At 69.1% G+C, this 23785-nt stretch carries 25 protein-coding genes; 5 read left to right on the forward strand and 20 right to left on the reverse strand.

The annotated features are described in order from the left end of the window. A complete protein-coding gene (locus BYZ73_RS17235; protein ID WP_112316910.1) occupies nt 1–1173 on the forward strand; it encodes a CaiB/BaiF CoA transferase family protein in 1173 nt (390 codons plus the stop codon). On the opposite strand, the gene lpxK is transcribed toward BYZ73_RS17235, so the two are convergent. The 6 genes from lpxK to BYZ73_RS17265 all read right to left on the reverse strand — a co-directional run bounded on the left by lpxK (nt 1133) and on the right by BYZ73_RS17265 (nt 7500). After that, on the reverse strand, nt 1133–2131 hold the full coding sequence (lpxK, locus tag BYZ73_RS17240; RefSeq protein ID WP_112316911.1) for a tetraacyldisaccharide 4'-kinase: 999 nt from the start codon (nt 2129–2131) through the stop codon (nt 1133–1135). The genes BYZ73_RS17235 and lpxK overlap by 41 nt on opposite strands. After that, nucleotides 2131–3417 carry a 3-deoxy-D-manno-octulosonic acid transferase gene (locus tag BYZ73_RS17245; protein WP_112316913.1) on the reverse strand — a complete coding sequence of 429 codons (1287 nt, stop codon included), beginning with the start codon at nt 3415–3417 and terminating at the stop codon, nt 2131–2133. Before BYZ73_RS17245 ends, lpxK begins: the two co-directional genes overlap by 1 nt. 15 nt (nt 3418–3432) lie before the next feature. Then, a complete protein-coding gene (locus BYZ73_RS17250) occupies nt 3433–3678 on the reverse strand; it encodes a DUF4170 domain-containing protein (RefSeq protein ID WP_108028666.1) in 246 nt (81 codons plus the stop codon). A gap of 106 nt (nt 3679–3784) precedes the next feature. Beyond that, the gene (locus BYZ73_RS17255) at nt 3785–4558 is read right to left on the reverse strand and encodes an inositol monophosphatase family protein (protein WP_108028667.1); all 774 of its coding nucleotides are present in this window, start codon (nt 4556–4558) and stop codon (nt 3785–3787) included. Beyond that, the gene (locus BYZ73_RS17260) at nt 4545–5891 is read right to left on the reverse strand and encodes a TldD/PmbA family protein (RefSeq protein ID WP_112316915.1); all 1347 of its coding nucleotides are present in this window, start codon (nt 5889–5891) and stop codon (nt 4545–4547) included. Before BYZ73_RS17260 ends, BYZ73_RS17255 begins: the two co-directional genes overlap by 14 nt. Before the next feature lie 106 nt (nt 5892–5997). Further along, nucleotides 5998–7500 (reverse strand): DUF2125 domain-containing protein, encoded by a 1503-nt coding sequence (locus BYZ73_RS17265; RefSeq protein WP_181498094.1) that lies wholly within the window; start codon nt 7498–7500, stop codon nt 5998–6000. Nucleotides 7501–7633: 133 nt separating this feature from the next. Between BYZ73_RS17265 and BYZ73_RS17270 the strand changes: the two genes are divergently transcribed. Both BYZ73_RS17270 and BYZ73_RS17275 read left to right on the forward strand, forming a co-directional pair. Continuing rightward, nucleotides 7634–8398 (forward strand): SDR family oxidoreductase, encoded by a 765-nt coding sequence (locus tag BYZ73_RS17270; RefSeq protein WP_112316918.1) that lies wholly within the window; start codon nt 7634–7636, stop codon nt 8396–8398. Further along, nucleotides 8395–9021, forward strand: a complete 627-nt coding sequence (locus BYZ73_RS17275; RefSeq protein WP_112316920.1) for an enoyl-CoA hydratase/isomerase family protein — start codon at nt 8395–8397, stop codon at nt 9019–9021. The genes BYZ73_RS17270 and BYZ73_RS17275 overlap by 4 nt, the downstream gene beginning before the upstream one ends. Nucleotides 9022–9030: 9 nt before the next feature. Here the strand turns inward: BYZ73_RS17275 and BYZ73_RS17280 are convergent, their stop codons facing one another. The 3 genes from BYZ73_RS17280 to BYZ73_RS17290 form a co-directional block, all read right to left on the reverse strand. Continuing rightward, nucleotides 9031–9951, reverse strand: coding sequence for a DMT family transporter (locus tag BYZ73_RS17280; protein WP_112316922.1), 921 nt, complete (start codon nt 9949–9951; stop codon nt 9031–9033). Between the two features lie 87 nt (nt 9952–10038). Beyond that, nucleotides 10039–10326 carry an HU family DNA-binding protein gene (locus BYZ73_RS17285; protein WP_075783917.1) on the reverse strand — a complete coding sequence of 96 codons (288 nt, stop codon included), beginning with the start codon at nt 10324–10326 and terminating at the stop codon, nt 10039–10041. A 369-nt stretch (nt 10327–10695) separates the two neighbouring features. Continuing rightward, nucleotides 10696–12174 (reverse strand): AMP nucleosidase, encoded by a 1479-nt coding sequence (locus BYZ73_RS17290; RefSeq protein ID WP_112316924.1) that lies wholly within the window; start codon nt 12172–12174, stop codon nt 10696–10698. A gap of 171 nt (nt 12175–12345) precedes the next feature. Here BYZ73_RS17290 and BYZ73_RS17295 point away from each other — a divergent pair, with 171 nt between their 5' ends. Next, the gene (locus BYZ73_RS17295) at nt 12346–13206 is read left to right on the forward strand and encodes an SDR family oxidoreductase (protein WP_112316926.1); all 861 of its coding nucleotides are present in this window, start codon (nt 12346–12348) and stop codon (nt 13204–13206) included. A gap of 17 nt (nt 13207–13223) precedes the next feature. Here the strand turns inward: BYZ73_RS17295 and dxs are convergent, their stop codons facing one another. From dxs to BYZ73_RS17325, 6 genes are read right to left on the reverse strand one after another with little or no spacing between them, the layout of a single operon-like run. Next, nucleotides 13224–15155 carry a 1-deoxy-D-xylulose-5-phosphate synthase gene (gene dxs, locus BYZ73_RS17300; protein ID WP_112316928.1) on the reverse strand — a complete coding sequence of 644 codons (1932 nt, stop codon included), beginning with the start codon at nt 15153–15155 and terminating at the stop codon, nt 13224–13226. 32 nt (nt 15156–15187) lie between these two features. Next, entirely contained in the window at nt 15188–16057 is an 870-nt protein-coding gene (locus BYZ73_RS17305; protein WP_112316930.1) for a polyprenyl synthetase family protein, read from the reverse strand. A 4-nt stretch (nt 16058–16061) separates the two neighbouring features. Further along, the gene (locus tag BYZ73_RS17310) at nt 16062–16304 is read right to left on the reverse strand and encodes an exodeoxyribonuclease VII small subunit (RefSeq protein ID WP_108028677.1); all 243 of its coding nucleotides are present in this window, start codon (nt 16302–16304) and stop codon (nt 16062–16064) included. Further along, nucleotides 16301–17236, reverse strand: a complete 936-nt coding sequence (locus BYZ73_RS17315; RefSeq protein WP_112316931.1) for a histone deacetylase family protein — start codon at nt 17234–17236, stop codon at nt 16301–16303. Before BYZ73_RS17315 ends, BYZ73_RS17310 begins: the two co-directional genes overlap by 4 nt. A gap of 54 nt (nt 17237–17290) precedes the next feature. Further along, nucleotides 17291–17992 (reverse strand): response regulator, encoded by a 702-nt coding sequence (locus tag BYZ73_RS17320; protein WP_108028703.1) that lies wholly within the window; start codon nt 17990–17992, stop codon nt 17291–17293. Then, entirely contained in the window at nt 17992–18507 is a 516-nt protein-coding gene (locus BYZ73_RS17325) for a MarR family winged helix-turn-helix transcriptional regulator (RefSeq protein ID WP_108028679.1), read from the reverse strand. Before BYZ73_RS17325 ends, BYZ73_RS17320 begins: the two co-directional genes overlap by 1 nt. Nucleotides 18508–18689: 182 nt before the next feature. On the opposite strand from BYZ73_RS17325, the gene BYZ73_RS17330 reads away from it, so the two are divergent. Continuing rightward, a complete protein-coding gene (locus BYZ73_RS17330) occupies nt 18690–19556 on the forward strand; it encodes a branched-chain amino acid aminotransferase (RefSeq protein WP_108028680.1) in 867 nt (288 codons plus the stop codon). A gap of 22 nt (nt 19557–19578) precedes the next feature. Here the strand turns inward: BYZ73_RS17330 and BYZ73_RS17335 are convergent, their stop codons facing one another. The 5 genes from BYZ73_RS17335 to BYZ73_RS17355 all read right to left on the reverse strand — a co-directional run bounded on the left by BYZ73_RS17335 (nt 19579) and on the right by BYZ73_RS17355 (nt 23713). Then, nucleotides 19579–20505 (reverse strand): DMT family transporter, encoded by a 927-nt coding sequence (locus BYZ73_RS17335; protein WP_108028681.1) that lies wholly within the window; start codon nt 20503–20505, stop codon nt 19579–19581. 111 nt (nt 20506–20616) lie between these two features. Continuing rightward, the gene (gene queG, locus BYZ73_RS17340; protein WP_281269496.1) at nt 20617–21657 is read right to left on the reverse strand and encodes a tRNA epoxyqueuosine(34) reductase QueG; all 1041 of its coding nucleotides are present in this window, start codon (nt 21655–21657) and stop codon (nt 20617–20619) included. Then, nucleotides 21654–22319: an FtsZ-binding protein FzlA gene (gene fzlA, locus BYZ73_RS17345; RefSeq protein ID WP_112316933.1), complete on the reverse strand. Its 666-nt coding sequence runs from the start codon at nt 22317–22319 to the stop codon at nt 21654–21656. Before fzlA ends, queG begins: the two co-directional genes overlap by 4 nt. A 55-nt stretch (nt 22320–22374) precedes the next feature. Next, on the reverse strand, nt 22375–23118 hold the full coding sequence (gene mtgA / locus BYZ73_RS17350; RefSeq protein WP_112316961.1) for a monofunctional biosynthetic peptidoglycan transglycosylase: 744 nt from the start codon (nt 23116–23118) through the stop codon (nt 22375–22377). Between the two features lie 88 nt (nt 23119–23206). Further along, nucleotides 23207–23713: a DUF1269 domain-containing protein gene (locus BYZ73_RS17355; protein ID WP_108028683.1), complete on the reverse strand. Its 507-nt coding sequence runs from the start codon at nt 23711–23713 to the stop codon at nt 23207–23209. Nucleotides 23714–23785: the final 72 nt, after the last annotated feature.

Raw genomic sequence — 23785 nt, forward strand, 5'->3', positions numbered from 1 at the left:
ATGGCATCCCCGCTTTCGGGTCTGAAGGTCGTCGAACTGGCGCGGATTCTGGCCGGCCCCTGGGCGGGCCAGATCCTGGCCGATCTGGGCGCCGAGGTGATCAAGGTCGAGGCCCCCGAGGGCGACGATACCCGCCGCTGGGGTCCGCCCTTCGTGACCCGTGAGGACGGCGCCCGCGAGGCCGCCTATTTCCATGCCTGCAATCGCGGCAAGCGGTCCGTCGCGGCCGATTTCCGCACCCCCGAGGGCCAGGCGCTGGTCCGCGCGCTGGTCGCCGAAGCCGATATCGTCATCGAGAATTTCAAGGTCGGGGGCCTTGCCAAATACGGGCTCGACCATGCCGGGCTGTCGGCGGTCAATCCGCGGCTGATCTATTGTTCGATCACCGGCTTCGGGCAGGACGGGCCCTATGCCCATCGCGCGGGCTATGACTACATCATCCAGGGGATGTCGGGGCTGATGTCGATCACCGGCGAGGCCGACGGCCAGCCGCAGCGGGTCGGCGTCGCGGTCGCCGATGTCTTCACCGGCATCTATGCCGCGACCGCGATCCTTGCGGCCGTGCATCAGCGGGCCGAAACCGGCCGGGGTCAGCAGGTCGACATGGCGCTGTTCGACGTGGCGACGGCGATCACCGCCAATCAGGCGATGAATTACCTCACCACCGGCACCCCGCCCGGCCGGATGGGCAATACCCATCCCAATCTCGCCCCCTATCAGGTCTTCGACTGCGCCGACGGCCATACCATCGTCGCGGTGGGCAATGACGCACAATTCGGCAGGCTCTGCGACCTTCTGGGCCTACCCGAACTGGCCGAAGACCCGCGTTTCGCCAGCAATGCCGACCGGGTCGCCCATCGCGAGGCGCTGACCGCTGCCCTGACCGAGGCGACACGGGCACGAACCAAGGCCGATCTGCTGGCCGCCTGCGAGGCCCGGGGCGTGCCCGCCGGGCCGATCAACCGCATGGACGAGGTTTTCGCCGATCCGCAGATCCGCCATCGCGGTCTGGTGGTCGAGAATGACGGCCTGCCGGGCGTGCGTACCCCAATCCGGTTTTCCGAGGCCGAGTTGACGCTGGACCGGCCCGCCCCCCGACTCGATCAGGATGGCGCCGATATCCGCGAGGTGCTCAGCGCCCCAGCTTCAGCCGGTCGAAGGCCGCGTCGATAGCGCCCCAGTCCTCCAGCTCCAGCCGCACCGGCAGGGTCAGCACCTTCTGACGAAAGCTCGCGGGCAGCCGGACCGCATCCTTCTCGGTGGTCACAAGCTGCGCGCCCAACAGCTTTGCCTCGGTCTCGAGCCGGGCCATCAGCGCGGAGGTCAGCGGCTGGTGATCGTCCAGCGCCTCGGCCCGCAACAGATCGGCGCCGAGGCCTCTGAGCGTCGCGAAGAACTTCTCGGGATGGCCGATCCCGGCGAAGGCCAGCGCGCGAAGCCCCTGCCAGTCCATGCCCGTGGGCAATGGACGCAGGGCTCCCGCGAGGCGCGGCACATGGATCTCGCGGCCCCAGGTGTCGGTGAACTGGCGTTGCGCGGTCCCGGTGCCGATCGACAAAAGCAGATCGGCCCGGCGCATCCCCGCCGCGACCGGCTCCCCCAGCGGCCCGGCCGGGATGGTACGGCCATTGCCGAAGCCCTTGGCGGCATCGACCACCACCAGCGACAGATCGGGGGCCAGCGCGGGGTTCTGGAACCCGTCATCGAGCAGGATCGCCTCGGCCCCGGCCGCGACCGCCGCCAGCGCACCCTCGGCCCGGTCGCGGGCCACCCAGACCGGCGCGAAGGCCGCGATCAGCAACGGCTCGTCGCCGACATCGGCGGCGTCATGGGTCCGTTCCTCGACCCGGACCGGCCCGGTCAGCCGACCGCCATGACCCCGGCTGACCACATGCACCGCCACCCCGCGCGCGATCAGCCGCATCGCCAGCGCGATCACCGTGGGCGTCTTGCCGGTGCCGCCCGCATTGATGTTGCCGACGCAGATCACCGGCACGCCCACCCGCGTGCGCGGCCCCTTCGCCAGCCGCCGGGCCGTGGCCCGGGCATAAAGCCGCCCCAGCGGGCCCAGCGCGCGGGCGGCAAGGCCGGGCCGGTCGGGGGAGGCGTACCAGAAGGCCGGGGCCTGCATCAGACCGCCTCGGCCATGTCGAGCGCCTCGATCATCCGCCGCACGACGCGCTCGGTTGCCATCGTGCCCTGGGTCGAGACCTCCCAGGCGGCGCGGGCCATGGCGGCGGCACGGTCGGGCGCCAGCACATCGACCAAGACCTCGGCCATCGATCTTGCGTCCTGCACCGTGCGGGTCGCCAGCGCGTTCGACAGCCGCCGGTAATGGTCGGGATAGGCCCCGGTCGCGGGCCCGTGCAGGATCGCCGAGCCCAACGCCGCCGCCCGGTAGGGATCGGGTCCGGCATTCGCCCCGAGCGTTCCGCCCAGAAAGGTCACCGGTGCCAGCCGGAGCCAGAGCCCCAGCTCGCCCTCCGTATCGGCAACATAGATCTGGGTTTCGGCCGAGGGTTCCTCGTCGTCGGACCTCAGCGCCACGTCCCAGCCATCCTCGCGCAGATCGGCGGCCAGCGCCGGGCCGCGCGCCGGGTCCTCGGGGCTCAGGATCATCAGCAGGCGATGCGCAAAGCGCGTGGCCCCGGCATGCGCCGCGATCACCACCGGTTCCTCGACGAAGGGAACGCCGGCCGCAAGCCAGGCCGGACGCCCGCCCATCAGCCCGGCCAGCACGTCGCGTTCGGCCTCGCTGCAGCCCAGAACCGCGCTGCCTTCGGACAGCGGCCCGCAGGGGCTGATCTGCCAGCGCGGCAGGCCCAGCGCGCGCAGTTCTCCGGCGGTGCCGGGACTCTGGGCAAAGATCCGGTCGAAGCGGCGCAACAGGCGCCGGGTGCCGCCGATCCCGACCCGCCAGCGGCTGTGCCAGGCGCGCGGCAGATCGCGCGTGATCAGGAAAAGCGCGGTGCCCCGGGCATGGGTCAGCGAGATCAGCGTCGAGGGCAGGTGATCGGGATAGAAGACGGCGAGATCGGGCCGCCACAGATCGAGAAAGGCCGTCACGGCCCGGTGCCCGTCGGCGGGGGCGACGGCGGTAATGGCCTGCGGCAGGCCGCGCACCGTTTCCACCCAGGTGGGCGGCGCGTCGATGCCGGTCACCAGCACCCTCAGCGCGGGCTTTTCACGCGCCAGTTCGCGGATCAGTTCCACCGCCGCGGCCTGTTCGTCGGGCGGCGGGTTGTGCAGCCACAGAAGCGGCCCCGCGGCGGCGGTCCCGGGGTCCGCCCCGGCCGCGCCCTGCCTTGCGGTCGTTGCGCCCGATCCGGGCTCCGGTCCCGGGTCGGGGGTCAGCGCCCTTTCCGGGCCGGGGTCGGGGCCATCCATGGGCATGATCTCGGGCGCGGTCGCCGTCATCGGTTCGGGTCTGGATCAGGCGCCCAGCTCTTCGGTCGGGCCGGCTTCGACCTCCTCGTCGCGCAGGCGGTGAATATGGGCGATGAAGTAGCGCATATGGGCATTGTCCACGGTCCGGTGCGCCTCGGCCTTCCAGGCGTTGTAGGCGGACTCGTAGTTCGGATACATCCCGACGATATGAATGTCGTTGACGTTCTTGAATACGGTATGCGTCGGATCGACAAGTTCCCCGCCGAAGACGAGGTGCAGGCGCTGGGTCATCTTGAGCCTCCGGATTGTTCCCTTCCGTCCGCGCGCACCCTAGACCAAGCCCGGGCGCGGCGGAAGGCCACATCGCCGGCCGCAGACCCGGCACGGGCCGCCCCGGTCAGGCCAGCCTCGACAGGATCTCGGCATGCAGCGCGGGCGGCGCGGCGACGATCCCGCGCGACAACGGCGGCGCGGTGTTGTAGATCAGCGGACAGCCGCCAAGATCGGTGACGGCCGCCCCGGCCTCGGTCAGGATCAGGCTGCCGGCCGCGGTGTCCCAGTGCCAGCTGTCGCGGATCGTCAGCATCGCGTCGTAGCGCCCCTCGGCCACCAGGCACAGCCGGTAGGCCAGCGAGGCGCGCAGGGCGCGATGGACATGCGGCACCGGCCCGGCCCAATGCTCGGGATCGAACGCCGGGCGCGTGGCCAGCACCGAGGCGCCGTCAAGCGCGGTCCGCGCGCTGGGGCGGATCGAGGCGCCGTTGAGATAGGCGCCGCCACCCCGGATCGCCGAGTAAAGCTTGTCGCGCATGGGCAGGAAAACCACCGCCGCGACCACCCGACCGGCCTCGGCCACCGCGAGCGCGTGGGAAAAGCTGCGATCACCCTCCAGAAAGGCGCGGGTGCCGTCGATCGGGTCGACGATGAAGACCCGTTCGGCCCCAAGCCGGGCCGGGTCGTCCTCGGTCTCTTCCGACAGCCAGCCATAGCCCGGCCGGGCCGCGGTCAGCATCTGCCGGAGCCGACGGTCGATGGCGATGTCGGCTTCCGAAACGGGGCCCTGATGGCCCGGCTTTTCCCAGGTTTCGGGGGAGGTGCGCCAGTAACGGCGGGCAATCTGTCCGGCCTCGAGGGCTGCCGTGGTCAGCAGCGCGAGATCAAGCGCCGGCAAGCGTCATCCCCTCGACCAGAAGGCTGGGGACGCGGCGCGACAGGTGATCCCGGGCGTCATTCGCGGGCCGCAGGCGGCGCAGCATCTCGGGCAGCTTTCCGGCGATGGTGCATTCGTTGACCGGATAGGCGATCTGGCCGTTCTCGACCCAGAAGCCCGAGGCACCGCGCGAATAATCGCCCGTGGTCGGGTTGATCGTGCTGCCGATCAGCGAGGTCACCAGAAGCCCGGTGCCCATCTCGGCGATCAGCGCCTCGCGACCGACCTCGCCCGGGGTCAGGGTCACGTTGCCCGCCGCCGGAGAGGGCGGCGCCGAGACCGACCGCACCGCATTGCCGGTGCTCTCCAACCCCAGCTTGCGGGCCGACCCGAGGTCCAGCACCCAGCCGGTCAGCACGCCGTTCTCGACCAGCGCGCGGCGCATCGTGGGCAGGCCCTCGGCGTCGAACGGGCGCGACCCGGCGATCCGCGGCCGGTGCGGGTCCTCGATCAGCGACAGGGCGGTCGGCAACACCTCGCGGCCCAGCAGCTCGCGCGCCCAGGACCCGCCGCGCACGATGGCGCCGCCATTGATCGCCGACAGCAGATGACCGATCAGCGAGGCCGAGATGCGTTCGTCGAACAGCACCGGATAGGCACCGGTCCGGGGCCGCCGCGCGCCCGCCAGCGCCGCGGCGCGTTCGCCCGCGATCCGGCCGATGTCGTCGGGCGCGGGCAGTTCGGCCTGAAAGGTCCGCATCTCGGAATGCCAGTCGCGCTCCATCCCGCTGCCCTCGCCGCTGATCGCGATGCAGGAGACCGAGCGGCTGGTGCGGGCATAGCCGCCGGAAAACCCGTTGCTGGCCGCCATCAGCATCCGGCGGTGACCGTAACCGGCGCTAGCCGACTGCACCTGGGCCACGCCCGGCACGGCACGGGCCGCGGCCTCGGCCCGGCGGGCATCGTCTTCCAGCGCCGCCGGGTCGGGTTCGGGGGACGGATCGGCCAGATCGAGCGCCTCGGCATCGCGCCGCGCCGCCAGCTGGGCCGGGTCGGCAAGCCCCACGGTCGCGTCCTCGGGGGCCTCGCGCGCCATCGCCACGGCGCGGGCGGCCATCTCGGCCAGGGTTTCCGGGCGGCTGTCCGAGGACGAGACGCAAGCCTGCCGCCGTCCGATCAGCACCCTGAGCCCCAGTTCGATCCCTTCCGAGCGTTCCGCCTGTTCCAGCCGTCCGTCGCGCACGTCGATCGACAGCGAGGTGCCCTCGGTCACCAGCGCATCGGCGGCCTCGGCACCGGCCTTGCGGGCGGCATCGAGCAGGGCCTCGGTCAGCGACGGGATGGGATCGGACATGGGGCCTCCGGATCGTGGATCTTGGGGTCTGCTAATGGGGACGACCTGCCCGCGCAAGACGGCGCGGGCAGGTCGGAAGGCTGTCAGACGGGTGGCGCCGGCCGGCTCAGCGCAGCCGCTGGCCGTTCGCCAGGACCTGGCCCTGTCCGTTGACGGTGATCTCCGAGACCATCGTGTCGGGGCCGTCGCCGGGCCGCGCGAACATGCCCATCATCATGCGCAGGCCCATCGCCTGATCCTGCGGGATGAGCCCCATCGCGACCAGCTTGTCCATCAGCCCGTTACCGCCCGCCAGCCGGAGCGACAGCGTGCCTTCGGGCCGCGCGATGCCGCTGAAGGTCACCTTGTCGGCGTTGTCGAAGGTGAAATCGCCCGATCCGGTCAGGTCGGCGCCAGCGACCTGCAGCCGCAGATCCTTGACGTTAAGGGCATGCAGCTCGGCCGGGACGTCGTCGCTGGACGCGATCGCCGGGTCGGTAAGATCGGCCAGCCAGCGCGCCTTGCCCGCCAGATCGACGATCAGCGTCGCCGGATCGCGCGGCAGCTGGCCGGTCGGATCGAACAGCGCCCAGACCTCCTTGCTGACCGTCACCCCGGCAAGCCGCAGCCCAAGCCCGAAATCGGCCGGGGTCTCGGTCTGCATCAGCGGCATCTCGAAATGCGCGCCGGTCTCGGCCATCTGCAACTCGACCTGCGGCATCGGCAGTTTCGGCGTCGACAGGGCGACGCGGGTGTTCTTGCCGGTGAGGTCATAGGTCATGCCCGTGCCGCCCAGATCGAAGCCGATCCGGCCGGAATTGGCCGAGACCTCGACATGGGTCGGATCGTCCGTCTCGGTCACATCGAGCGTGTAGCCCATGGCGCCATGGGTCAGTTCGCCCTGCGAGGTGAAGCCGGCCCGCAGCATCTGGGCAAGCTGGGTCGGATCGCCTCCGACCGGCATCCGGCTGTCCGAGCTCGAGGCGACGTCATGGACGCTGCCGACAAGGCTCACATGAGTCCCGTCGTCGGGATCGGTCGCGGCAAAATCAAGCTTGACCCGGTCGGCCTCGAAGCCGCTTTCGAAGCTCCGCATCTCGCCCTGGCTCTGGGCATAGTGACCTGACATGCCGGACACCGTCATCCGGGCCTCGACATCGACCGGCTTGGTCCCGCTGACACGGTCCAGCGTCAGCGTCACCTCGGGCGCGGTGACGTCCTGTTTCAGCGCCTCGGGCGTACCGCTGGCCACCATTTCGAAACCGGGCTGGCGCACGGTGAAATCGAGCCCGGTCACCTCGCCTTCGGCATTGCGGATCTCGACCGTCAGCGGATGGGTCTCGGGCATCCGGATCTCGACGCTGCCATCGCCGCGTTCGGCGAAGGCGACCTGACCAAGCCCCACCCGGACCGACCCGCCCTGCCCGTCTTTGCTTGCGACCTGCAGGTCCTCGACCGTCAGCGTGGTGCCGCTGCGGCTTTCGCGGCCGGTCATGCTTTGACCCGAGCCCTGGGCGATGGCCTTCCAGGCCGTCCAGACCTGATCGGCGGTCACATCGGCCGACGCGGGCAGGGCCAGGCCGAATGCGGCGGCGATGGCCAGGGCAGAGGCCGTTTTCAGGGACGTCATGGCAAACCTTTCATCCTGAGGATTTGGCGCAAACATCGGTGCTGGCTCGGGGCAAGTCAACGGCACGTTGTGCTGGCGCGCCGCGGCCGGGCGGGATAGATCTTGGGGTCGCAGACCGTCGAGGGAGGGCACCATGACCGACATGACAGGCAAGAGCGTCCTGATCACCGGGGCAAGCCGGGGGATCGGGGCCGCCGCCGCCCGGGCCTTTGCCGAGGCCGGGGCGCATGTGGCGCTGGCCGCGCGCAGCGAGCAGGCCATCGCTACCATTGCGCAGGAAATCGCCGAAACCGGCCCGCGCGCCATCGCCATCGGCTGCGACGTGGCCGAATTCGGACGGGTCGCCGACGCGGTGCGCGCGACCGTTCAAGCTTTCGGGAAAATCGACGTTCTGGTGAACAATGCCGCCGTGATCGAGCCCATCGGGCGGCTCGACGCGGTCGATCCCGAGGATTGGTCGACGGCCATCGACATCAACGTCAAGGGCGTCTTCCACGGCATCCGCGCCGCGCTGCCGGTGATGGCGGCGATGGGCGGCGGCACCATCCTCAGCATCGGGTCGGGCGCCGCGACCAGCCCGCAGGAGGGCTGGAGCGCCTATTGCACCTCGAAGGCGGCGGTCGCAATGCTGACCAAATGCGCCGATCACGAGGGCCGCGGCCAGGGGGTGCGCGCGCTGGCGCTGTCGCCCGGCACGGTGGCGACCGACATGCAGAAGACCATCCGCGACAGCGGGGTGAACCCGGTCAGCCGGCTCGACTGGTCCGAACACATCCCGCCGGCCTGGCCCGCCAAGGCGCTGATCTGGATGTGCGGGGCCGATGCCGACGAGTTCCTGGGCCAGCAGGTATCGCTGCGCGAACGGGCGATCCGGCGCCGCGTGGGGCTGCCGACATGATCGGGCTCCGGCGCGAGGGCGGTCTGTGGACCGTGACCCTGACCCGGCCCGAAAAAGCCAATTCGCTGACCCGCGACATGCTGGTCCGGCTTGAGGAAATCGCGCTTGAGGCCCAGGCCGAGGGCGTGGCCGTGCTGGTGCTGACCGGCGAGGGCAAGGTGTTCTCGGCGGGCGCCGATCTGGACGAGGCGCGGGCGGGGCTCGCGACCGACGGGGTCTGGGAACGGGTCTCGGCCGCCATTGCCGGGCTCGACGCGCTGACCGTCGCGGCGCTGAATGGCACGCTGGCGGGGGGCGCCTTCGGGATGGCGCTGGCCTGCGATCTCCGGATCGCGGTGCCCGAGGCGAAATTCTTCTATCCGGTGATGAAGCTTGGCTTCCTGCCCCAGCCCTCGGACCCCGGGCGGCTGACGGCGCTGATCGGTCCGGCCCGGGCCAAGCTGGTGCTGATGGGCGGCGCGAAGCTGTCGGCCGACGAGGCGCTGGCCTTCGGTCTGGTCGACCGGCTGGTCCCGCGCGAGGACCTGATGGCGGCGGTGACCGAGCTGACCGCCGACGCGCTGGCCGCCCGGGCCGAGCATCGCGCCGCGATCAAGGCGCTTTGCGGCGGGCGGCGGGGCTAGGTCCGGCGGTCAGGACCCGTCCCGGCCTTTGGCCGGGGCCACCGCCGGTCCCTGTTTCGACAGCTGCACCGCCAGGATCCCGGCCATCACGATGGCCACCCCGGCGATATCGGCAGGGCCCAGCCGTTCGCCCAGCAGAAACGCCGCGATGCCGACGCCGAAGAACGGGCTGAGGAAATGGAAGGTCGCCGCGCGGACCGCGCCCACCCGGCGCACCAGCAAGAACCAGACCCAGGTGGCCACGAGGCTCGGGAACACCACCGTGTAGGCAAACGCCAGGATCAGCGGCCAGCTCCAGTCGATCTCCCAGCGCTCGCCGGTCAGGACCGCGGCCAGCGCCAGCGCCGCCGCGCCCACCAGCATCTGCAGCCCCACCAGCATCTGCAGCCCCACGATCATCAGCAGATTACCGCCCGACGCGGCCGTACGTACGGCCAGTGTGGCCACGGTCAGGGCCAGCACCGCGGCCAGGGTCAGCCCCAGCCCCAGCGGGTCGACCCCGCCCGAGATCCGGCTGCCCATGATGACGGCGACGCCCGCAAAGCCCACCGCAAGGCCCAGCGCCCCGAGCGGCCGCAGCCTCTGGCCCAGCGCCATCCAGCCGAACAGCGCCACCAGCAGCGGCATGGTCGAGGCGACGATCGCCGCCATCGAGGCCTCGAGCGTCTGCATGGCAACGTAGTTGAGCCCCAGATACAGCGCGTTCTGGCTGAGCCCGAAGACCAGCGTGCCCCGCCATTGCGGCCGGGTCAGCCGCCAGCTTTGCCCCAGCGCCAGCGCGATGCCAATGCCGATCAGTCCCGAGACCAGAAAGCGCAGGCACAGCGCCGTCAGCGGCGGCGCCGCCCCGACGATGATCCGCCCCGAACTGAAGGCCGAAGCCCAGATGAAGGCGAAGGCCAGTCCCATCGCCAGTGCGCGGATGTCCATTCCCCCTCCCGGGATGTCCCCCCCAAACAAAAGGGCCGCCCCACGGGGCGACCCTCGATCCCTTCGGCCGTGAAGCCGTACGGCGGGTCAGCCGTTCACGCTGTCCTTCAGGGCCTTGGCGATGGTGACTTTCACCACCTTGTCGGAGTCCTTCTTGAACTGCTCGCCGGTGGCCGGGTTGCGCACCATGCGTTCGGGGCGTTCGCGGCAGTAGATCTTGCCCACTCCGGGCAGGGTCACCGAGCCGCCAGCCGCCACCTCGCGGGTGATGATTGCCGTCATCGCATCGAGGGCGGCAGAGGCGGTTTTCTTGTCGGCCTCCATCTCCTCGGCGAGGGCCGCAACCAGCTGGGTCTTGGTCATGGGTTTGGCCATGTATGGTCTCCTCGTTCCTGCCCTCTATTGGGGCTAATCGGGCGCATTTAACTCGCTATTGCGGTCCCACACAACCATTTGTGGGGGGCACAGCCGTATTTCATAGCGCTCTGCGACCGTTTTCCCCGCATCGGCGGGGATGCGCAAGTCGAAGCGCATCGCGGCGGCGCTTTTCCGCGTCGCGAGCCACCGGAAACGGGCCAAAGCGGCGGGCATCGCAGCGGCCGGCGCCACGGCCGCCCGTCCGGCATTGCGCGGCCAAGGGGGCGGACCCCGGCGATTTCCCCTGAATACGACCGCATCCCGCACCGCGCCACGACCGGATTGACGCAACGTCGCCCCGGGTCGCAGGACCGCGCACCGCCCGGATCAGAGAAACGCGGTTTCCTCGAAGCTGCGCAGTTTCCGGCTGTGGATGCGCTCGAGCGGCATGTCGCGCAGAAGCTCCATCGCCCGGACCCCGATCGCCAGATGGCGCGCGACCTGGGTCTTATAGAAGGCCGAGGCCATGCCGGGCAGCTTCAGCTCGCCATGCAGGGGCCGGTCCGACACGCAAAGCAGCGTGCCGTAGGGCACCCGGAAGCGAAAGCCGTTGGCGGCAATGGTCGCGCTTTCCATGTCGAGCGCGATGGCGCGGGATTGCGACAGCCGCTGCACCGGGCCGGTCTGGTCGGACAGTTCCCAGTTGCGGTTGTCGATGGTTGCGACGGTGCCGGTGCGCATGATCCGCTTCAGCTCGTAGCCTTCCAGCCGGGTAATTTCCTCGACCGCATCTTCCAGCGCGACCTGGATCTCGGCCAGGGCCGGGATCGGCACCCAGAGCGGCAGGTCGTTGTCCAGCACATGATCCTCGCGCAGATAGCCATGGGCCAGCACGAAATCGCCCAGACGCTGCGAATTGCGCAGGCCCGCGCAATGGCCCACCATCAGCCAGGCATGCGGACGCAGCACCGCGATATGGTCTGTCGCGGTCTTCGCGTTCGAGGGGCCGACGCCGATATTGACCAGCGTGATCCCCTGCCCGTCGGCGCGTTTCAGGTGATAGGACGGCATCTGCGGCAGCTTGGCGGGCACCGGCAGCGGCGCGTCGGGGGCCGTGATCTCGGTATTGCCGGGACCGACGAGCGCGGTATAGCCGCTGGCCGGATCGGCCAGCGCCTGCCGGGCCAGCGCCTCGAATTCCTCGACATAGAACTGGTAGTTGGTGAACAGAACGTGGTTCTGGAAATGCTCGGGCGCGGTCGCGGTGTAATGTTCGAGCCGGGCCAGCGAGTAATCCACCCGCTGCGCGGTGAAGGGCGCCAGCGGACGCGCGACGCCGTCGGGCTGGGCCAGCGTGCCGTTGACGATGTCGTCATTGGTGGTGGTCAGGTCCGGCACGTCGAATAGATCGCGCAGCGGCACCTCCAGCGCGCCGTCCTGCGGGACCGTGACCCCGGCGCTGCCCATCGCGAAATGAATCGGGATCGGCGTGGCCGAGGGGCCGATCACCACCGGCTGGCCGTGGTTTTCCAGCAAAAGCCCGATCTGCTGGCGCAGGTAGTTGGCGAAAAGATCGGGCCGGGTGACGGTGGTGGCATAGGTGCCGGGTTCGGCGACATGCCCGAACGACAAGCGGCTGTCGACCTGGGCATAGCTGACGGTGGACACGCGGATTTCGGGATAGACCGCGCGAAACCGCGCATGGGGGGCCTCACCGGACAGGACCTCGGCAAAGCGCGCCCTCAGGAAACCTGTCGAGGCCTCGTAAAGCGCGACCAGACGCTCGACCGCGGCGGCGGCATCGGTGAAGGCCTCGGGTGCGGGCAGGTCGGGGCTTGAGAGGGGCGGGTCGCTGTAGTCCGGCATGGGCGGGTCTCCGGTCGGCTGGGTCGGGGGACGGGGTCGGATCAAGTGTCACGCTTCGCGCCCGGGGCGCAAGCCCTGCCCGGCCGGTCCCTCGGGCCCGAGCCCGGTCCGCAAACGGAGCGGGCCGACAGCCCCCTTGCCAGACGCCGCCCCCGGCCCGATCTATGGGACATGACAGAGACGCTTCTTTCCATCGGGCATGGATATTCCGCCCGCGAACTTGCGCAGAGCCTCGGACCGGGCTGGCGCGTGATCGGTACCAGCCGTAGCCCCGAAGGCGCCGAGGCGCTGCGCCGGACGGGCATCGAGGCCCGGGTCTGGCCGGGCGAGGATCTTGGCCCCGATCTGGCCGAGGCGACCCACCTGCTGACCTCGGTACCGCCCGGGGCCTCGGGCGATCCGGTGCTGACAGCACTTGGCGAGACCCTGCGCGAGGCACGCCATCTGCGCTGGGTCGGCTATCTGTCGACCACCGGGGTCTATGGCGATCATGCCGGCGGCTGGGTCGACGAGACGACACCGCTGACGCCGGCCACATCGCGCGGCGCGGCCCGGGTCGCGGCCGAGGCGGGCTGGGCCGCCTTGGGCCTGCCTTTGCACATCTTCCGGCTGGCGGGCATCTACGGGCCGGGGCGTTCGCCGCTCGACCGGGTGCGCGAGGGCCGCGCCCAGCGCATCGTCAAGGAAGGCCAGGTGTTCTCGCGCATTCATGTCGCGGATATCGCTCAGGTTCTGGCCGCCTCGATAGCCGCGCCCGATCCGGGGTCTGTCTACAATCTGGCCGATGACGAACCGGCGCCGCCCGAAGACGTGATCGCCTTCGCAGCCGAGATGCTGGGCCTGCCGGTGCCGCCCGCCATTCCCTTCGAAGAGGCCGATCTGAGCCCGATGGCCCGCAGCTTCTATGCCGAATCAAAGCGGGTGCGGAACGACCGGATCAAGACCGGGCTCGGGGTCCATCTGCGCCACCCCGACTACCGGGCCGGGCTGGCCGCGCTGCTGGAAACGGAACGCGCCGCGACGATAAGGTGACGCCGGGGCGCGGCCGGTCAGGCCCGGCGCGCCGCCTGTGCCGTGGCCCCCGAAAGCACGTCGCGCACCTTGGCCTCGATATCGGCCGCGTTCAGCCGGGCCTCGGCATACATCGCCTCGGCGCTGGCATGGTCGATAAAGGTATCGGGCAGCACCATCGACCGGAACCGGAGCCCGTGGTCGAAGACGCCCCTCTCGGCCAGAAGCTGGGCGACATGGCTGCCGAAGCCGCCGATGGCGCCCTCCTCGATGGTGATCAGCGCCTCATGCTCGCGGGCCAGCCCCAGGATCAGGTCCTCATCCAGCGGCTTGGCGAAACGGGCATCGGCGATGGTCGGCTCGATCCCTTCGGCGGACAGCGCCTGCGCGGCCTCGCGGACTTCCTTCAGCCGGGTCCCGAAGCTCAGGAGTGCGACGCGCTTGCCCTCCTGGATGATCCGGCCCTTGCCGATTTCCAGCGGCACGCCCTTTTCGGGCAGCTCGACGCCGACACCCTCGCCGCGCGGATAGCGGAAGGCGATGGGGCCCTCGTCATGGGCGACGGCGGTCGCGACCATATGCACCAGCTCGGCCTCGTCGGCGGCGGCCATCACCACCATGCCCGGCAGGTTTGCGAGGAAGGCGGTATCGAAGGCGCCCGCATGGGTCGCCCCGTCGGCGCCGACCAGACCCGCACGGTCGATGGCAAAACGCACCGGCAGCCGCTGGATCGCCACGTCATGGACGATCTGGTCATAGCCGCGCTGCAGGAAGGTCGAATAGATCGCGCAGAAGGGCTTCTGCCCGCCCGCCGCCAGCCCGGCCGAGAAGGTGACGGCATGCTGCTCGGCGATGCCGACATCGAAGATGCGTTCGGGGAAGCGCTCGGCAAAGAGGTTCAGACCGGTGCCGTCGGGCATCGCCGCGGTGACGGCCACCACCTTGCGGTCGGCGCGGGCCTCGCGGATCAGCGCCTCGGCGAAGACCTTGGTATAGCTTGGCGCATTGGCGGGGGTCTTCTTCTGGACCCCGGTCTCGATGTCGAATTTCGAGACTCCATGGCCGCAATCGGGTGCGGTCTCGGCGGGCGCATAGCCCTTGCCCTTCTTGGTGATCGCATGGATCAGCATCGGCCCGGTGGCGCGGGTCTTGACCGTGCGCAGGATCGCCAGCAGCTGGTCGAGATCATGACCGTCGACCGGGCCGACATAGGAAAAGCCCAGTTCCTCGAACAGCGTGCCGCCGACGGTGACCTGCTTGACCAGGTCCTTGGCGCGCTTGGCGCCTTCCTGGAACGGCTCGGGCAGGTGGCGGATCGCGCCCTTGGCGATGGACTTGAATTCCTGGAACGGCGCGCCCGCGTAAAGCCGGTTCAGATAGCGCGACATGGCGCCGACGGGGGGCGCGATCGACATCTCGTTGTCGTTCAGGATCACGATCAGCCGCTTGCCCAGATGGCCCGCGTGGTTCAGCGCCTCGTAGGCCATGCCGGCCGAAAGCGACCCGTCGCCGATCACCGCGATGGCATCGCCCACGCCCGCCTCGGGCGCGGTGCCCAGATCGCGGGCGACGGCATAGCCCAGCGCCGCCGAGATCGAGGTCGAGCTGTGCCCCGCGCCGAAGGCGTCGTATTCGCTTTCCGACCGCTTGCAGAAGCCCGACAGCCCGCCTTCCTGCCGCAGCGTGCGGATGCGATCACGGCGCCCGGTGAGGATCTTGTGCGGATAGCATTGATGGCTGACATCCCAGATCAGCTTGTCGCGGGGCGTGTCGAAGACCGCGTGCAGCGCGACGGTCAGTTCGACCACGCCCAGACCCGCGCCCAGATGCCCGCCGGTTTCGGACACGGCCGAAACCACCTCTTGCCGCAATTCGTGGGCGACCTGCTTCAGCTGGTCGTCGGACAGGCCCTTCAGATCGGCCGGACAGCAGACCTTGTCGAGAAGCGGAGTGATCGGCCGGTTGCTCACTGGGACAGCCCTCCTGGGGCGCGGTTACGCGTTCATGACTCCCGAGCGATAACGAAGCGCGCCGCCTGCTTCAAGGTTTCCGCCCCCTCGCCGAAGGGCGACAAGGCGTCCTCGGCCTCTTCGACCAGAGCCTTCGCGCGGGCCTTGGCGCCGTCGAGCCCCAGCAGCGACACGAAGGTCGCCTTGCCCGCATCGGCGTCCTTGTGGACCCGCTTGCCGGTCTTGGCGGCATCGCCCTCGACATCGAGAATGTCATCGGCGATCTGGAAGGCGAGCCCCAGCGCGGTCGAATAGGCGGTCAGCGGCGCGATGTCGGCGCGGGCCAGACGCGCGCCCGCCTCGGCCGACCAGCGGATCAGCGCGCCGGTCTTGTTGGCCTGAAGCTCGGTGATTTCCTCAAGGCTCAGCGGCCGCCCGGCGGTTTCGGCGGCGATGTCCTGGGCCTGACCCAGCACCATGCCATCGATGCCCGAGGCCTTGGCCAGCGAGGCCACCAGGTCGATCCGGACCGCAGGGTCGGCATGGCAGGACGGCGCGGCCAGCAGATCGAAAGCCAGCGTCTGCAGCGCATCGCCAGTCAAAAGCGCGGTGCCGTCGTCCCATTTGACATGCACCGTGGGCTGGCCCCGGCGCAGGTCGTCATTGTCCATGCAGGGCATGTCGTCATGCACAAGACTGTAGGCATGCAGCGCCTCGACCGCGGCAGCGGCATCGACGGCCGCCTCGGGCGCGATGCCGTAAAGACCCGCCGACTCGATCACCAGAAAGCCGCGCAGCCGCTTGCCGCCCGAAACGGCATAGCGCATCGCATGGGTCACGGGCTGGTCCGCGGCGCCCTCAAGGGCCGCGCTCAAACGCGCCTCGATCCGCGCGGCGGCGGATGTCAGACTGGACTGGAACATGGTGTCAAAGACCTTCGGCCGGTTTCGTCCCGGTGGGATTGCCCGAGGCGTCAAGCGTCATCGCCTCGATCTTGGCCTCGGCATCCCGGAGCTTGGTTTCGCAGTGCTTGCGCAGCTTCATCGCCTGTTCGGACAGCGCGATCGAGTCCTCAAGGGGCACGTCGCCGCGTTCAAGGGCGGCCACGGCCTCTTCCAGAGCCCGCATCGCCTCTTCGAAGGTCATTTCCCCAACCGGCTTTTCCGTCATGCCCCCCGCTCCATCAGCACCGCCACATGGGCCGCCACAGAGGCCGCCAGGGCTTCAAGATCATATCCGCCCTCCAGTGTCGAGACCAGCCGACCGCCCGAATGGGCCTCCGCGATGTCGCAGAGACGCCGGGTGATCCAGGCGAAATCGGGCACGCCCCAGACCAGCTGCGCCAGCGGGTCGGCGGCATGGGAGTCGAACCCGGCCGAGACCAGCACCAGCTCGGGCGCGAAGGCGTCGAGCCGGGGCAGCGCATGGGCCTCGAACTCGGCCCGGAACCGGCGGCCGTCGCTCATCGGCGGCAGCGGCAGGTTCAGGATGTTGCCCGCGGCACCGGTCTCGATGGCCGCGCCGGTGCCCGGGTAAAGCGGCATCTGGTGGGTCGAGACGAACAGCACGCGCGGATCGTCCCACAGCACGTCCTGGGTTCCGTTGCCGTGATGCACGTCGAAATCGACCACCGCGACACGCGACAGCCCGTGCCGGTCCAGCGCATAGCGGGCGGCGATGGCGACGGTCGAGAACAGGCAAAAGCCCATGGCGCGGGCGGTTTCGGCATGATGGCCGGGCGGGCGCACCGCGACGAAGGCATTGGCGGCCTCGCCCGCCATCACCATGTCGACCGCCCGCAGCGCGCCGCCCACCGCCCGCAGCGCCGCCCGGAACGACCCCGGCGACATGTGGGTATCGGCATCGAGCGCCACCGTGCCCTCGGCCGGGCGGGCTGCCTTGATCTTGTCGACATAGCCCTGCGGATGGGCGCGCAGCAGCTCGGCCTCGTCGGCCAGCGGGGCGTCCTCGCGCAAGAGACCGGCGAAGCCTTCGGTCGTCAGCGCCTCGGCCACGGCGCGCAGCCGGTCCACCCTCTCGGCATGGCCCGGCGGGGTGACATGGTCCAGACAGTCGGAATGGGTCAGAAGCGCCGTGGTCATGGGCCGAGGCTACGCGGGCGATCCATGACGGGGCAAGCCCGAATGGCGGCCGGGTCAGTCCGGCGCCAGCATGTAGCCTTCGCCCCGCACCGTCTGCAGATAGCGGGGCTGTTTCGGATCGCTCTCGATCTTGCGCCTGAGCCGGGTGATCTGCACATCGACCGCGCGTTCCTGCGCCTGCCCGCCATCGCGCGCCAGTTCCTCGACCAGACGCGAACGGCTGACCGCCTCGCCGGGATTGGCCGAGAAGATCCGCATCAGCTGGGCCTCGGTCGCGGTCAGGCGCACCCTCTCGTCGCCCTGCCAAAGCTCGCCCCGCCCGACATCGTAGCGCACCGGCCCCAGATGCAGGATCTTGGGCAGGTCGATCTCGGAGCGGATCTGCGGCACCCGGCGCAGGATCGCGTTGATCCTCAAAAGCAGCTCCTTCGGCTCGAAGGGCTTCGGCAGGTAGTCGTCGGCCCCGGCCTCGAGCCCCCGGATCCGGTCCGAGGTCTCGCCCCGCGCGGTCAACAGCAGGATCGGCGTCGCGATCCGCTGGCGCAGGGCCCGGGTCAGCGCGATGCCATCCTCGCCCGGCATCATCACGTCCAGCACGATCAGGTCGAAGTCGAGCCCCTGCAGCAGCTTGCGCGCGTGATCGGCATCGCGCGCGATACTGACCCAGAAGCCGTTGCGCATCAGGAACTTGCGCAACAGCTCGCGGATCCGCTCGTCGTCATCGACGATCAGCAGGTGAATGTCGGCCTCTGCCATCATGCCCCGCGCTCGGTGATCCGGTGGAAATGCCGGCGCATCTCGGGGTCCATCATCGCCTCGAGCACCTGCCGGAATCCGGCGACGGCGGCGGGGCCCGCGGCGCGATAGGCGTCGCGCATCCGCGCCCGCTGGGCGTCGGACAGCTGATGTTCCAGCTCCAGCCCGGCCTCGGTCAGATACAGATGGCGCTCGCGCTTGTCGCGATGGCCGACCCGGCTTTCGACCAGCCCGTCCTCGATCAGCGAACGCAGCACCCGGTTCAGCGACTGCTTGGTCACGCCCAGGATCGACAGCAGGTTGTTGACCGTGGTGCCGGGCGCGCGATGGATGAAGTGGATCGCCCGGTGATGGGCCCGCCCATAGCCCTTTTCCTCGAGAATCCGGTCGGGATCGGCGGTGAAGCCGCGATAGGCGAAGAACATCGCCTCGATTCCCTTGCGAAGCTGCTCGTCCGTCAGGAACAGCAGGCTTTCGCCGCTCTTCTGCGCAACCGCTGGTGCGACCTGGGCCATGGCTCCCTCCCTCTTCGCATCGTGATCGAATTTTCAGCAATCTTATGTCAGCCTTGTTGACTTTCCAAGACTCAACTGATAGCGAGCGGTGAATTTTACGCAAGATTATGTCCGAAACGGACTTAAACCGCGCAATTTTCGCAAATCGTAACCCCAGAGGGGAAAAGAAAAGGACAAAGGCCATGACTGGCTACGACGACCGCGACGGCGTTATCTGGATGGATGGGAAACTGGTGCCGTGGCGCGACGCCAATGTGCACATCCTCACCCATGCCCTGCATTACGCCTCGGCGGTATTCGAAGGCGAGCGGGCCTATGGCGGAAAGATCTTCAAGTCGCGCGAGCATTCCGAACGTCTGAAACGGTCGGCCAACATGCTCGACTTCGAGATCCCCTATACGGTCGACCAGATCGAGGACGCCAAGGCCGAGGTGATGAAGGCGAACGGGATGACCGACTGCTATGTGCGTCCGCTGGCGTGGCGCGGGTCGGGCCCGGACATGGGGGTGGCCTCGGAACAGAACCCGGTCCGGATGGCGGTCGCCGTCTGGGAATGGGGCGCCTATTACGGCGCGGCCAAGATGAAGGGCGCCAAGCTCGACATTTCCAAATGGAAGCGCCCGAGCCCCGAAACCGTGCCGAGCCAGGCCAAGGCCTCGGGGCTTTACATGATCTGCACCATGTCCAAGCACGCCGCCCATGCCAAGGGCTGCACCGACGCGATGATGTTCGACTATCGCGGCTATGTGGCCGAGGCGACCGGCGCGAACATCTTCTTCGTCAAGGATGGCGAGGTGCATACGCCCAAGGCCGACTGCTTCCTCAACGGGCTGACCCGCCAGACCGTGATCGAGCTGCTGCGCGACAAGCAGATCAAGGTGCATGAGCGGCATATCGAGGCCTCGGAACTGGAAGGCTTCGAACAATGCTGGCTGACCGGCACCGCGGCCGAGGTGACCCCGGTGGCCGAGATCGGCGACTATAATTTCGAGGTCGGCGCGCTGACCCACGACATCGCCGAGACCTACGAAAAGCACGTCCGCGCCTGAGGCGCGAACCGGGCCGCGCGCGTCAGCCCTGGGGGGTGACCCCCTTGCGCGCGCGGCCCCTCTCCAGCCCAAGCTGGCGTTCGCGCCAGATGATGAAGACGCCGGCCGCGATGATCAGCCCGGCGCCGATCAGCACCACCGGCGTCGGCGCCTCGGCGAAGACGAAATAGCCGATGACCAGCGCCAGCAACATCGAGGCATAGTCGAAGGGCGCCACCAGCCCGGCCTCGGCAAAGCGGTAGGCCGAGGTCAGGCAGATCTGCGCCACGCCGCCGACCAGCCCCGCCGCCACCAGCATCGCCGCATCCCAGACAGACGGGACCACCCAGCCCAGCGGGATCGTGAACAGCGACAGCACGGTCGAGGTCACCGAGAACCAGAACACGATGGCCGAGGTCCGTTCGGTCTGCACCAGCTTGCGCACGAAGACCTGAGCCAGCGCCGCGGCGGCTGCCCCGGCCAGCGCGACGATGGCGCCAAGCGACTCGGCCGCGTCCATCTGGTCGCCGGCGAAGGTCGACAGCCGCGGGCTGAGCACGACCACCACGCCGACAAGCCCCAGCGCCACCGCCGACAGCCGGAACAGCCGCACCTTCTCGCCCAGGAACATCGCCGCGAAGATCACGACAAGCAGCGGCGCGGCAAAGCCGATGGCGGTGGCCTCGGGCAGCGGCAGGATGCCCAGCGCAGCGAAGTTCAGCCCCATCGCGGTGCCGCCCACCAGCCCGCGCCACAGATGCCCCAGCGGGTCGCCGGTGCGCAGCCCCGCGCCAAGCTGCCCGGTCGCGCCCAGCCAGACGAGGATCACCGGCAGCGCGAAGAGCGAACGAAAGAACACCGTCTCGCCCGGCGGCACTCCATGTTCGGCCGCGGCCTTGATCAGCGCCGACATCACCACGAACAGCGTGACGGAAATCAGTTTCAGGCCGATGGCGCGGGCAGGATTCATGGGCTTGGCTCGGGTCCGGAGGGGGGGGCGGCATTTTGTCCATAGACCCGAAGAACGGCTTTTAGAAGCCTTTTTATGTAAGGACTTACCGGACCGCCCCGCTGCCTCCGGTCAGGCGTCTTTCAGCCGGGCCAGCGCCCAGCGCGCGGCCTCGGCCACCGTGGCATCCGGGTCGTCCGTCAACCGCCGGACCGCCGCAGCCAGAGCCGGATCGCCGGAATTGCCGATGGCATAGCAGACGTTCCGCACGAAGCGGTCGCGCCCGATCCGCTTGATCGGCGAGCCGGAAAACCGGTCGCGAAAGGCCGCGTCGTCAAGCGCCGCGAGGTCCGCCAGCGGCGGTTCGACCAGATCGGGGCGCGCGGCGTATTTCGCCTCGGTCGCGGCGACGGCGAACTTGTTCCAGGGACAGACGCCAAGGCAGTCGTCGCAGCCATAGATCCGGTTGCCCAGAAGCGGCCGCAGCGCCGGGTCGACCGGCCCCTTGTGCTCGATCGTCAGGTAGGAAATGCAGCGCCGCGCATCAAGCTGGAAGGGCGCGGGAAAGGCCCCCGTGGGGCAGGCGTCAAGACAGGCGGTGCATTGGCCGCAATGCTGGGTCTCGGGCTCGTCGGGCGGCAGCTCGATCGTGGTGAAGATCGCGCCCAGGAAGAACCAGTTGCCAAGGCTGCGGCCCAGCAGGTTGGTATGCTTGCCCTGCCAGCCCAGCCCCGCCGCCTGGGCCAGCGGCTTTTCCATCACCGGGGCGGTATCGACGAAGACCTTGATCTGGTGGCCCGGCGCCTCGTCCAGCAGCCAGCGCCCGAGCCGTTTCAGCCGCTTTTTCAGCACGTCGTGATAGTCGCGGTTCTGGGCATAGACCGAAATCGCCGCGCGGTCGGGCCGGTCCAGGGCGGCCAACGGGTCATGGGTCTGGGTATAGGGTTCGGCGACCATCACCACGGACCGCGCCTCGGGCCAGAGCGCCGCCGGATCGCCGCGCCAGCCCATCCGTTCGGCCATCCAGCCCATCTGGCCATGACGGCCCCTGGCCACGAATTCGGCCAGCCGCCCGGCCGCCTCGGGGATCGCATCGGGCCGGCAGACCCCCATCGCGGCCAGCCCCTCGTCGCGGGCCCGGGCGCCAAGGCGGTCTTTCAGCGCCGCGCTCAAAAGTCGAGATTCGCGTAATGTCTGGGCGGCGGGAAGCCCGGCACCTGGTCGGCCAGGATGTTGCGGAAGGCGGGGCGCGACTTGATCTTGGCGTACCAGTCCTTGACCGCCGCGTTGCGGTTCCAGTCCACGTCCGAGATGTAATCGAGGCAGGACAGATGCGCCGCCGCCGCGAAATCGGCCAGCGTCATCACATCGCCCGCCAGCCAGCGGCGCTGGTCCAGCAGCCAGCCCATGTAGTCGATGTGAAACTTGATCGCCACAGCCCCGGCCTTGACGTTGCGGCTGTCGGGATAGCCCGACTTGGTGACCTTCTTGTTCACTCGTTCATACAGAAGCTTCGAGGTCACCTCGTGGTGGAACTTGTCGTCGAACCAGCAGACCAGCCGCCGCGCCTCGCAGCGCTCGACCGGGCCGCCGGGCAGCAGTTTCGGGTCGGGATAGACCTCGTCGAGAAATTCGCAGATCGCCTGGCTTTCGGCCATGGTGCGGCCGTCCATCCGCAAGACCGGCACCTTTCCGGCCGGGTTGCGCCGCATGAAATCGGCATCGCGCTCCCAGTAGCGTTCCTCCACCAGTTCGACCTCGATCCGTTTCTCGGCCAGCACCAGGCGGACCTTGCGGCAGAAGGGCGACAACGGCATGTGGTAGAGACGGTTCATTCGGACGTCCTGACGGTTGACCTGACGGCCTTCATGGCCCCTCGGCCCCCGATTTTCAACTCTCGAAACATTTCGACCGGCCATCGGCCCGGATCGTGGCGGCGCCCTCCTCGACCTGCGCGGCCCGGCGCCGAAGCGTCGGCGACAGATGCGCGGGATCGCGCTCTTTCGGGTTGGGCAACAGAACCGCCAGCCGCGCGGCCTGACCCGAGGTCAGCCTGGCGGGCGGGATGCCGTAATAATGCCAGGCAGCGGCGTCGATGCCAAAGACGCCCTCGCCGAATTCGGCCACGTTCAGATAGACCTCGAGGATGCGCCGCTTGGACCAGGTCAGTTCGACCAGCGGCGTCAGCACCGCCTCGAGCGCCTTGCGCGGCCAGCTGCGGCCCTGCCAGAGATAGACGTTCTTGACGGTCTGCTGGCTGATGGTCGAGGCGCCATAGCTGCCACCGGCCTCAAGCGCGCCGCGGATCGCGCCCATGTCAAAGCCCCAATGCAGGCAGAAATTCGCGTCTTCGGCGGCCACCGCCGCGCGCTGCATGACCGGCGCGATGTCGCGCATCCGTGCCCATTGCTGGTCGATCTCGCCCAGACGCATGCGTTCGGACATCATGGTGGGGGTGGTCGGCGGGTTGATCAGGCTGGGCGCGACCAGCCCGAGGGCCACGAGCGCGAGACCCGCAAGGGCCCCGCGCCGGGCCGTGCGGCGCAGGCGCCGGGCCAGCGGCAGGGGGGAGGCCGCAACCTTCGGCGCGCGCCGCGCAGTCTTCTTTCCGGTGCTCTTCGTCGCCTTTGCCATGCCCGCGTGATAGCCGAGCGCGCGTCGCTTGGCCACCGCCCCGCAAGGTCCGTCTTGCCGGGGCGCCGCCGCGACGAGAGCCCCCGGGTCAGGCCACCTTGTCGCGGGTCCGCTCGAGCACCTCGCGCAGGGTCGCCTCGTCTTCCTTCGACAGCGAGGTGCGCAGGATGCGGCCCTCGGCATCGACCTCGCGCAGCCGCTCGATCACGCGGTCGCCGGTGGCCTTGCGCACCAGAACGAACAGCGCCGAACTGCCGGGGGTCAGTTTCTCGCCCAGCTCCTTCATGAAGTCGTCGTCGATTCCGATGTCGCTGAGCGCGCCGCCGATGGCGCCCGCGCCCGCGCCCACCGCGAGCCCCAGGAGCGGGTTGAGGAACAGAAGCCCGATCAGAAGCCCCCAGAACGACCCGCCCACGGCGCCCGCCGCGGTCAGGTTCACCGCCTGGTGCAGCTTGACCTTGCCCTCGTCGTTGCGGGTCACGACGACCACGTCTTCCATGTCGAGCAGATAGTCCTTCTGCATCCGGACCAGTTCGCCCCGCATGTCGAAGGCCTTGCTTTCATCGTCGAAGGCCACGGCAATCAGATCGGCCATTTCAACCTCCTTTTGCAATTTCCATTACCCAAGGAGGTGGGGCCGCGAGGCCCGCCGAGAAACCCGTCGCAG

Source organism: Rhodovulum viride, assembly GCF_003265965.1.
In the GTDB taxonomy this organism is placed as follows: Bacteria; Pseudomonadota; Alphaproteobacteria; order Rhodobacterales; family Rhodobacteraceae; genus Rhodovulum; species Rhodovulum kholense.

Excerpts from the sequence above, each read along its gene's own strand:
- BYZ73_RS17235 (WP_112316910.1), top strand. The coding sequence starts at position 1 with ATGGCATCCCCGCTTTCGGGTCTGAAGGTCGTCGAACTGGCGCGGATT.
- lpxK (WP_112316911.1), bottom strand. The coding sequence starts at position 2,131 with ATGCAGGCCCCGGCCTTCTGGTACGCCTCCCCCGACCGGCCCGGCCTT.
- BYZ73_RS17245 (WP_112316913.1), bottom strand. The coding sequence starts at position 3,417 with ATGACGGCGACCGCGCCCGAGATCATGCCCATGGATGGCCCCGACCCC.
- BYZ73_RS17250 (WP_108028666.1), bottom strand. The coding sequence starts at position 3,678 with ATGACCCAGCGCCTGCACCTCGTCTTCGGCGGGGAACTTGTCGATCCG.
- BYZ73_RS17260 (WP_112316915.1), bottom strand. The coding sequence starts at position 5,891 with ATGTCCGATCCCATCCCGTCGCTGACCGAGGCCCTGCTCGATGCCGCC.
- BYZ73_RS17265 (WP_181498094.1), bottom strand. The coding sequence starts at position 7,500 with ATGACGTCCCTGAAAACGGCCTCTGCCCTGGCCATCGCCGCCGCATTC.
- BYZ73_RS17270 (WP_112316918.1), top strand. The coding sequence starts at position 7,634 with ATGACCGACATGACAGGCAAGAGCGTCCTGATCACCGGGGCAAGCCGG.
- BYZ73_RS17275 (WP_112316920.1), top strand. The coding sequence starts at position 8,395 with ATGATCGGGCTCCGGCGCGAGGGCGGTCTGTGGACCGTGACCCTGACC.
- BYZ73_RS17280 (WP_112316922.1), bottom strand. The coding sequence starts at position 9,951 with ATGGACATCCGCGCACTGGCGATGGGACTGGCCTTCGCCTTCATCTGG.
- BYZ73_RS17285 (WP_075783917.1), bottom strand. The coding sequence starts at position 10,326 with ATGGCCAAACCCATGACCAAGACCCAGCTGGTTGCGGCCCTCGCCGAG.
- BYZ73_RS17290 (WP_112316924.1), bottom strand. The coding sequence starts at position 12,174 with ATGCCGGACTACAGCGACCCGCCCCTCTCAAGCCCCGACCTGCCCGCA.
- BYZ73_RS17295 (WP_112316926.1), top strand. The coding sequence starts at position 12,346 with ATGACAGAGACGCTTCTTTCCATCGGGCATGGATATTCCGCCCGCGAA.
- BYZ73_RS17305 (WP_112316930.1), bottom strand. The coding sequence starts at position 16,057 with ATGTTCCAGTCCAGTCTGACATCCGCCGCCGCGCGGATCGAGGCGCGT.
- BYZ73_RS17310 (WP_108028677.1), bottom strand. The coding sequence starts at position 16,304 with ATGACGGAAAAGCCGGTTGGGGAAATGACCTTCGAAGAGGCGATGCGG.
- BYZ73_RS17315 (WP_112316931.1), bottom strand. The coding sequence starts at position 17,236 with ATGACCACGGCGCTTCTGACCCATTCCGACTGTCTGGACCATGTCACC.
- BYZ73_RS17320 (WP_108028703.1), bottom strand. The coding sequence starts at position 17,992 with ATGGCAGAGGCCGACATTCACCTGCTGATCGTCGATGACGACGAGCGG.
- BYZ73_RS17325 (WP_108028679.1), bottom strand. The coding sequence starts at position 18,507 with ATGGCCCAGGTCGCACCAGCGGTTGCGCAGAAGAGCGGCGAAAGCCTG.
- BYZ73_RS17330 (WP_108028680.1), top strand. The coding sequence starts at position 18,690 with ATGACTGGCTACGACGACCGCGACGGCGTTATCTGGATGGATGGGAAA.
- BYZ73_RS17335 (WP_108028681.1), bottom strand. The coding sequence starts at position 20,505 with ATGAATCCTGCCCGCGCCATCGGCCTGAAACTGATTTCCGTCACGCTG.
- fzlA (WP_112316933.1), bottom strand. The coding sequence starts at position 22,319 with ATGAACCGTCTCTACCACATGCCGTTGTCGCCCTTCTGCCGCAAGGTC.
- mtgA (WP_112316961.1), bottom strand. The coding sequence starts at position 23,118 with ATGGCAAAGGCGACGAAGAGCACCGGAAAGAAGACTGCGCGGCGCGCG.
- BYZ73_RS17355 (WP_108028683.1), bottom strand. The coding sequence starts at position 23,713 with ATGGCCGATCTGATTGCCGTGGCCTTCGACGATGAAAGCAAGGCCTTC.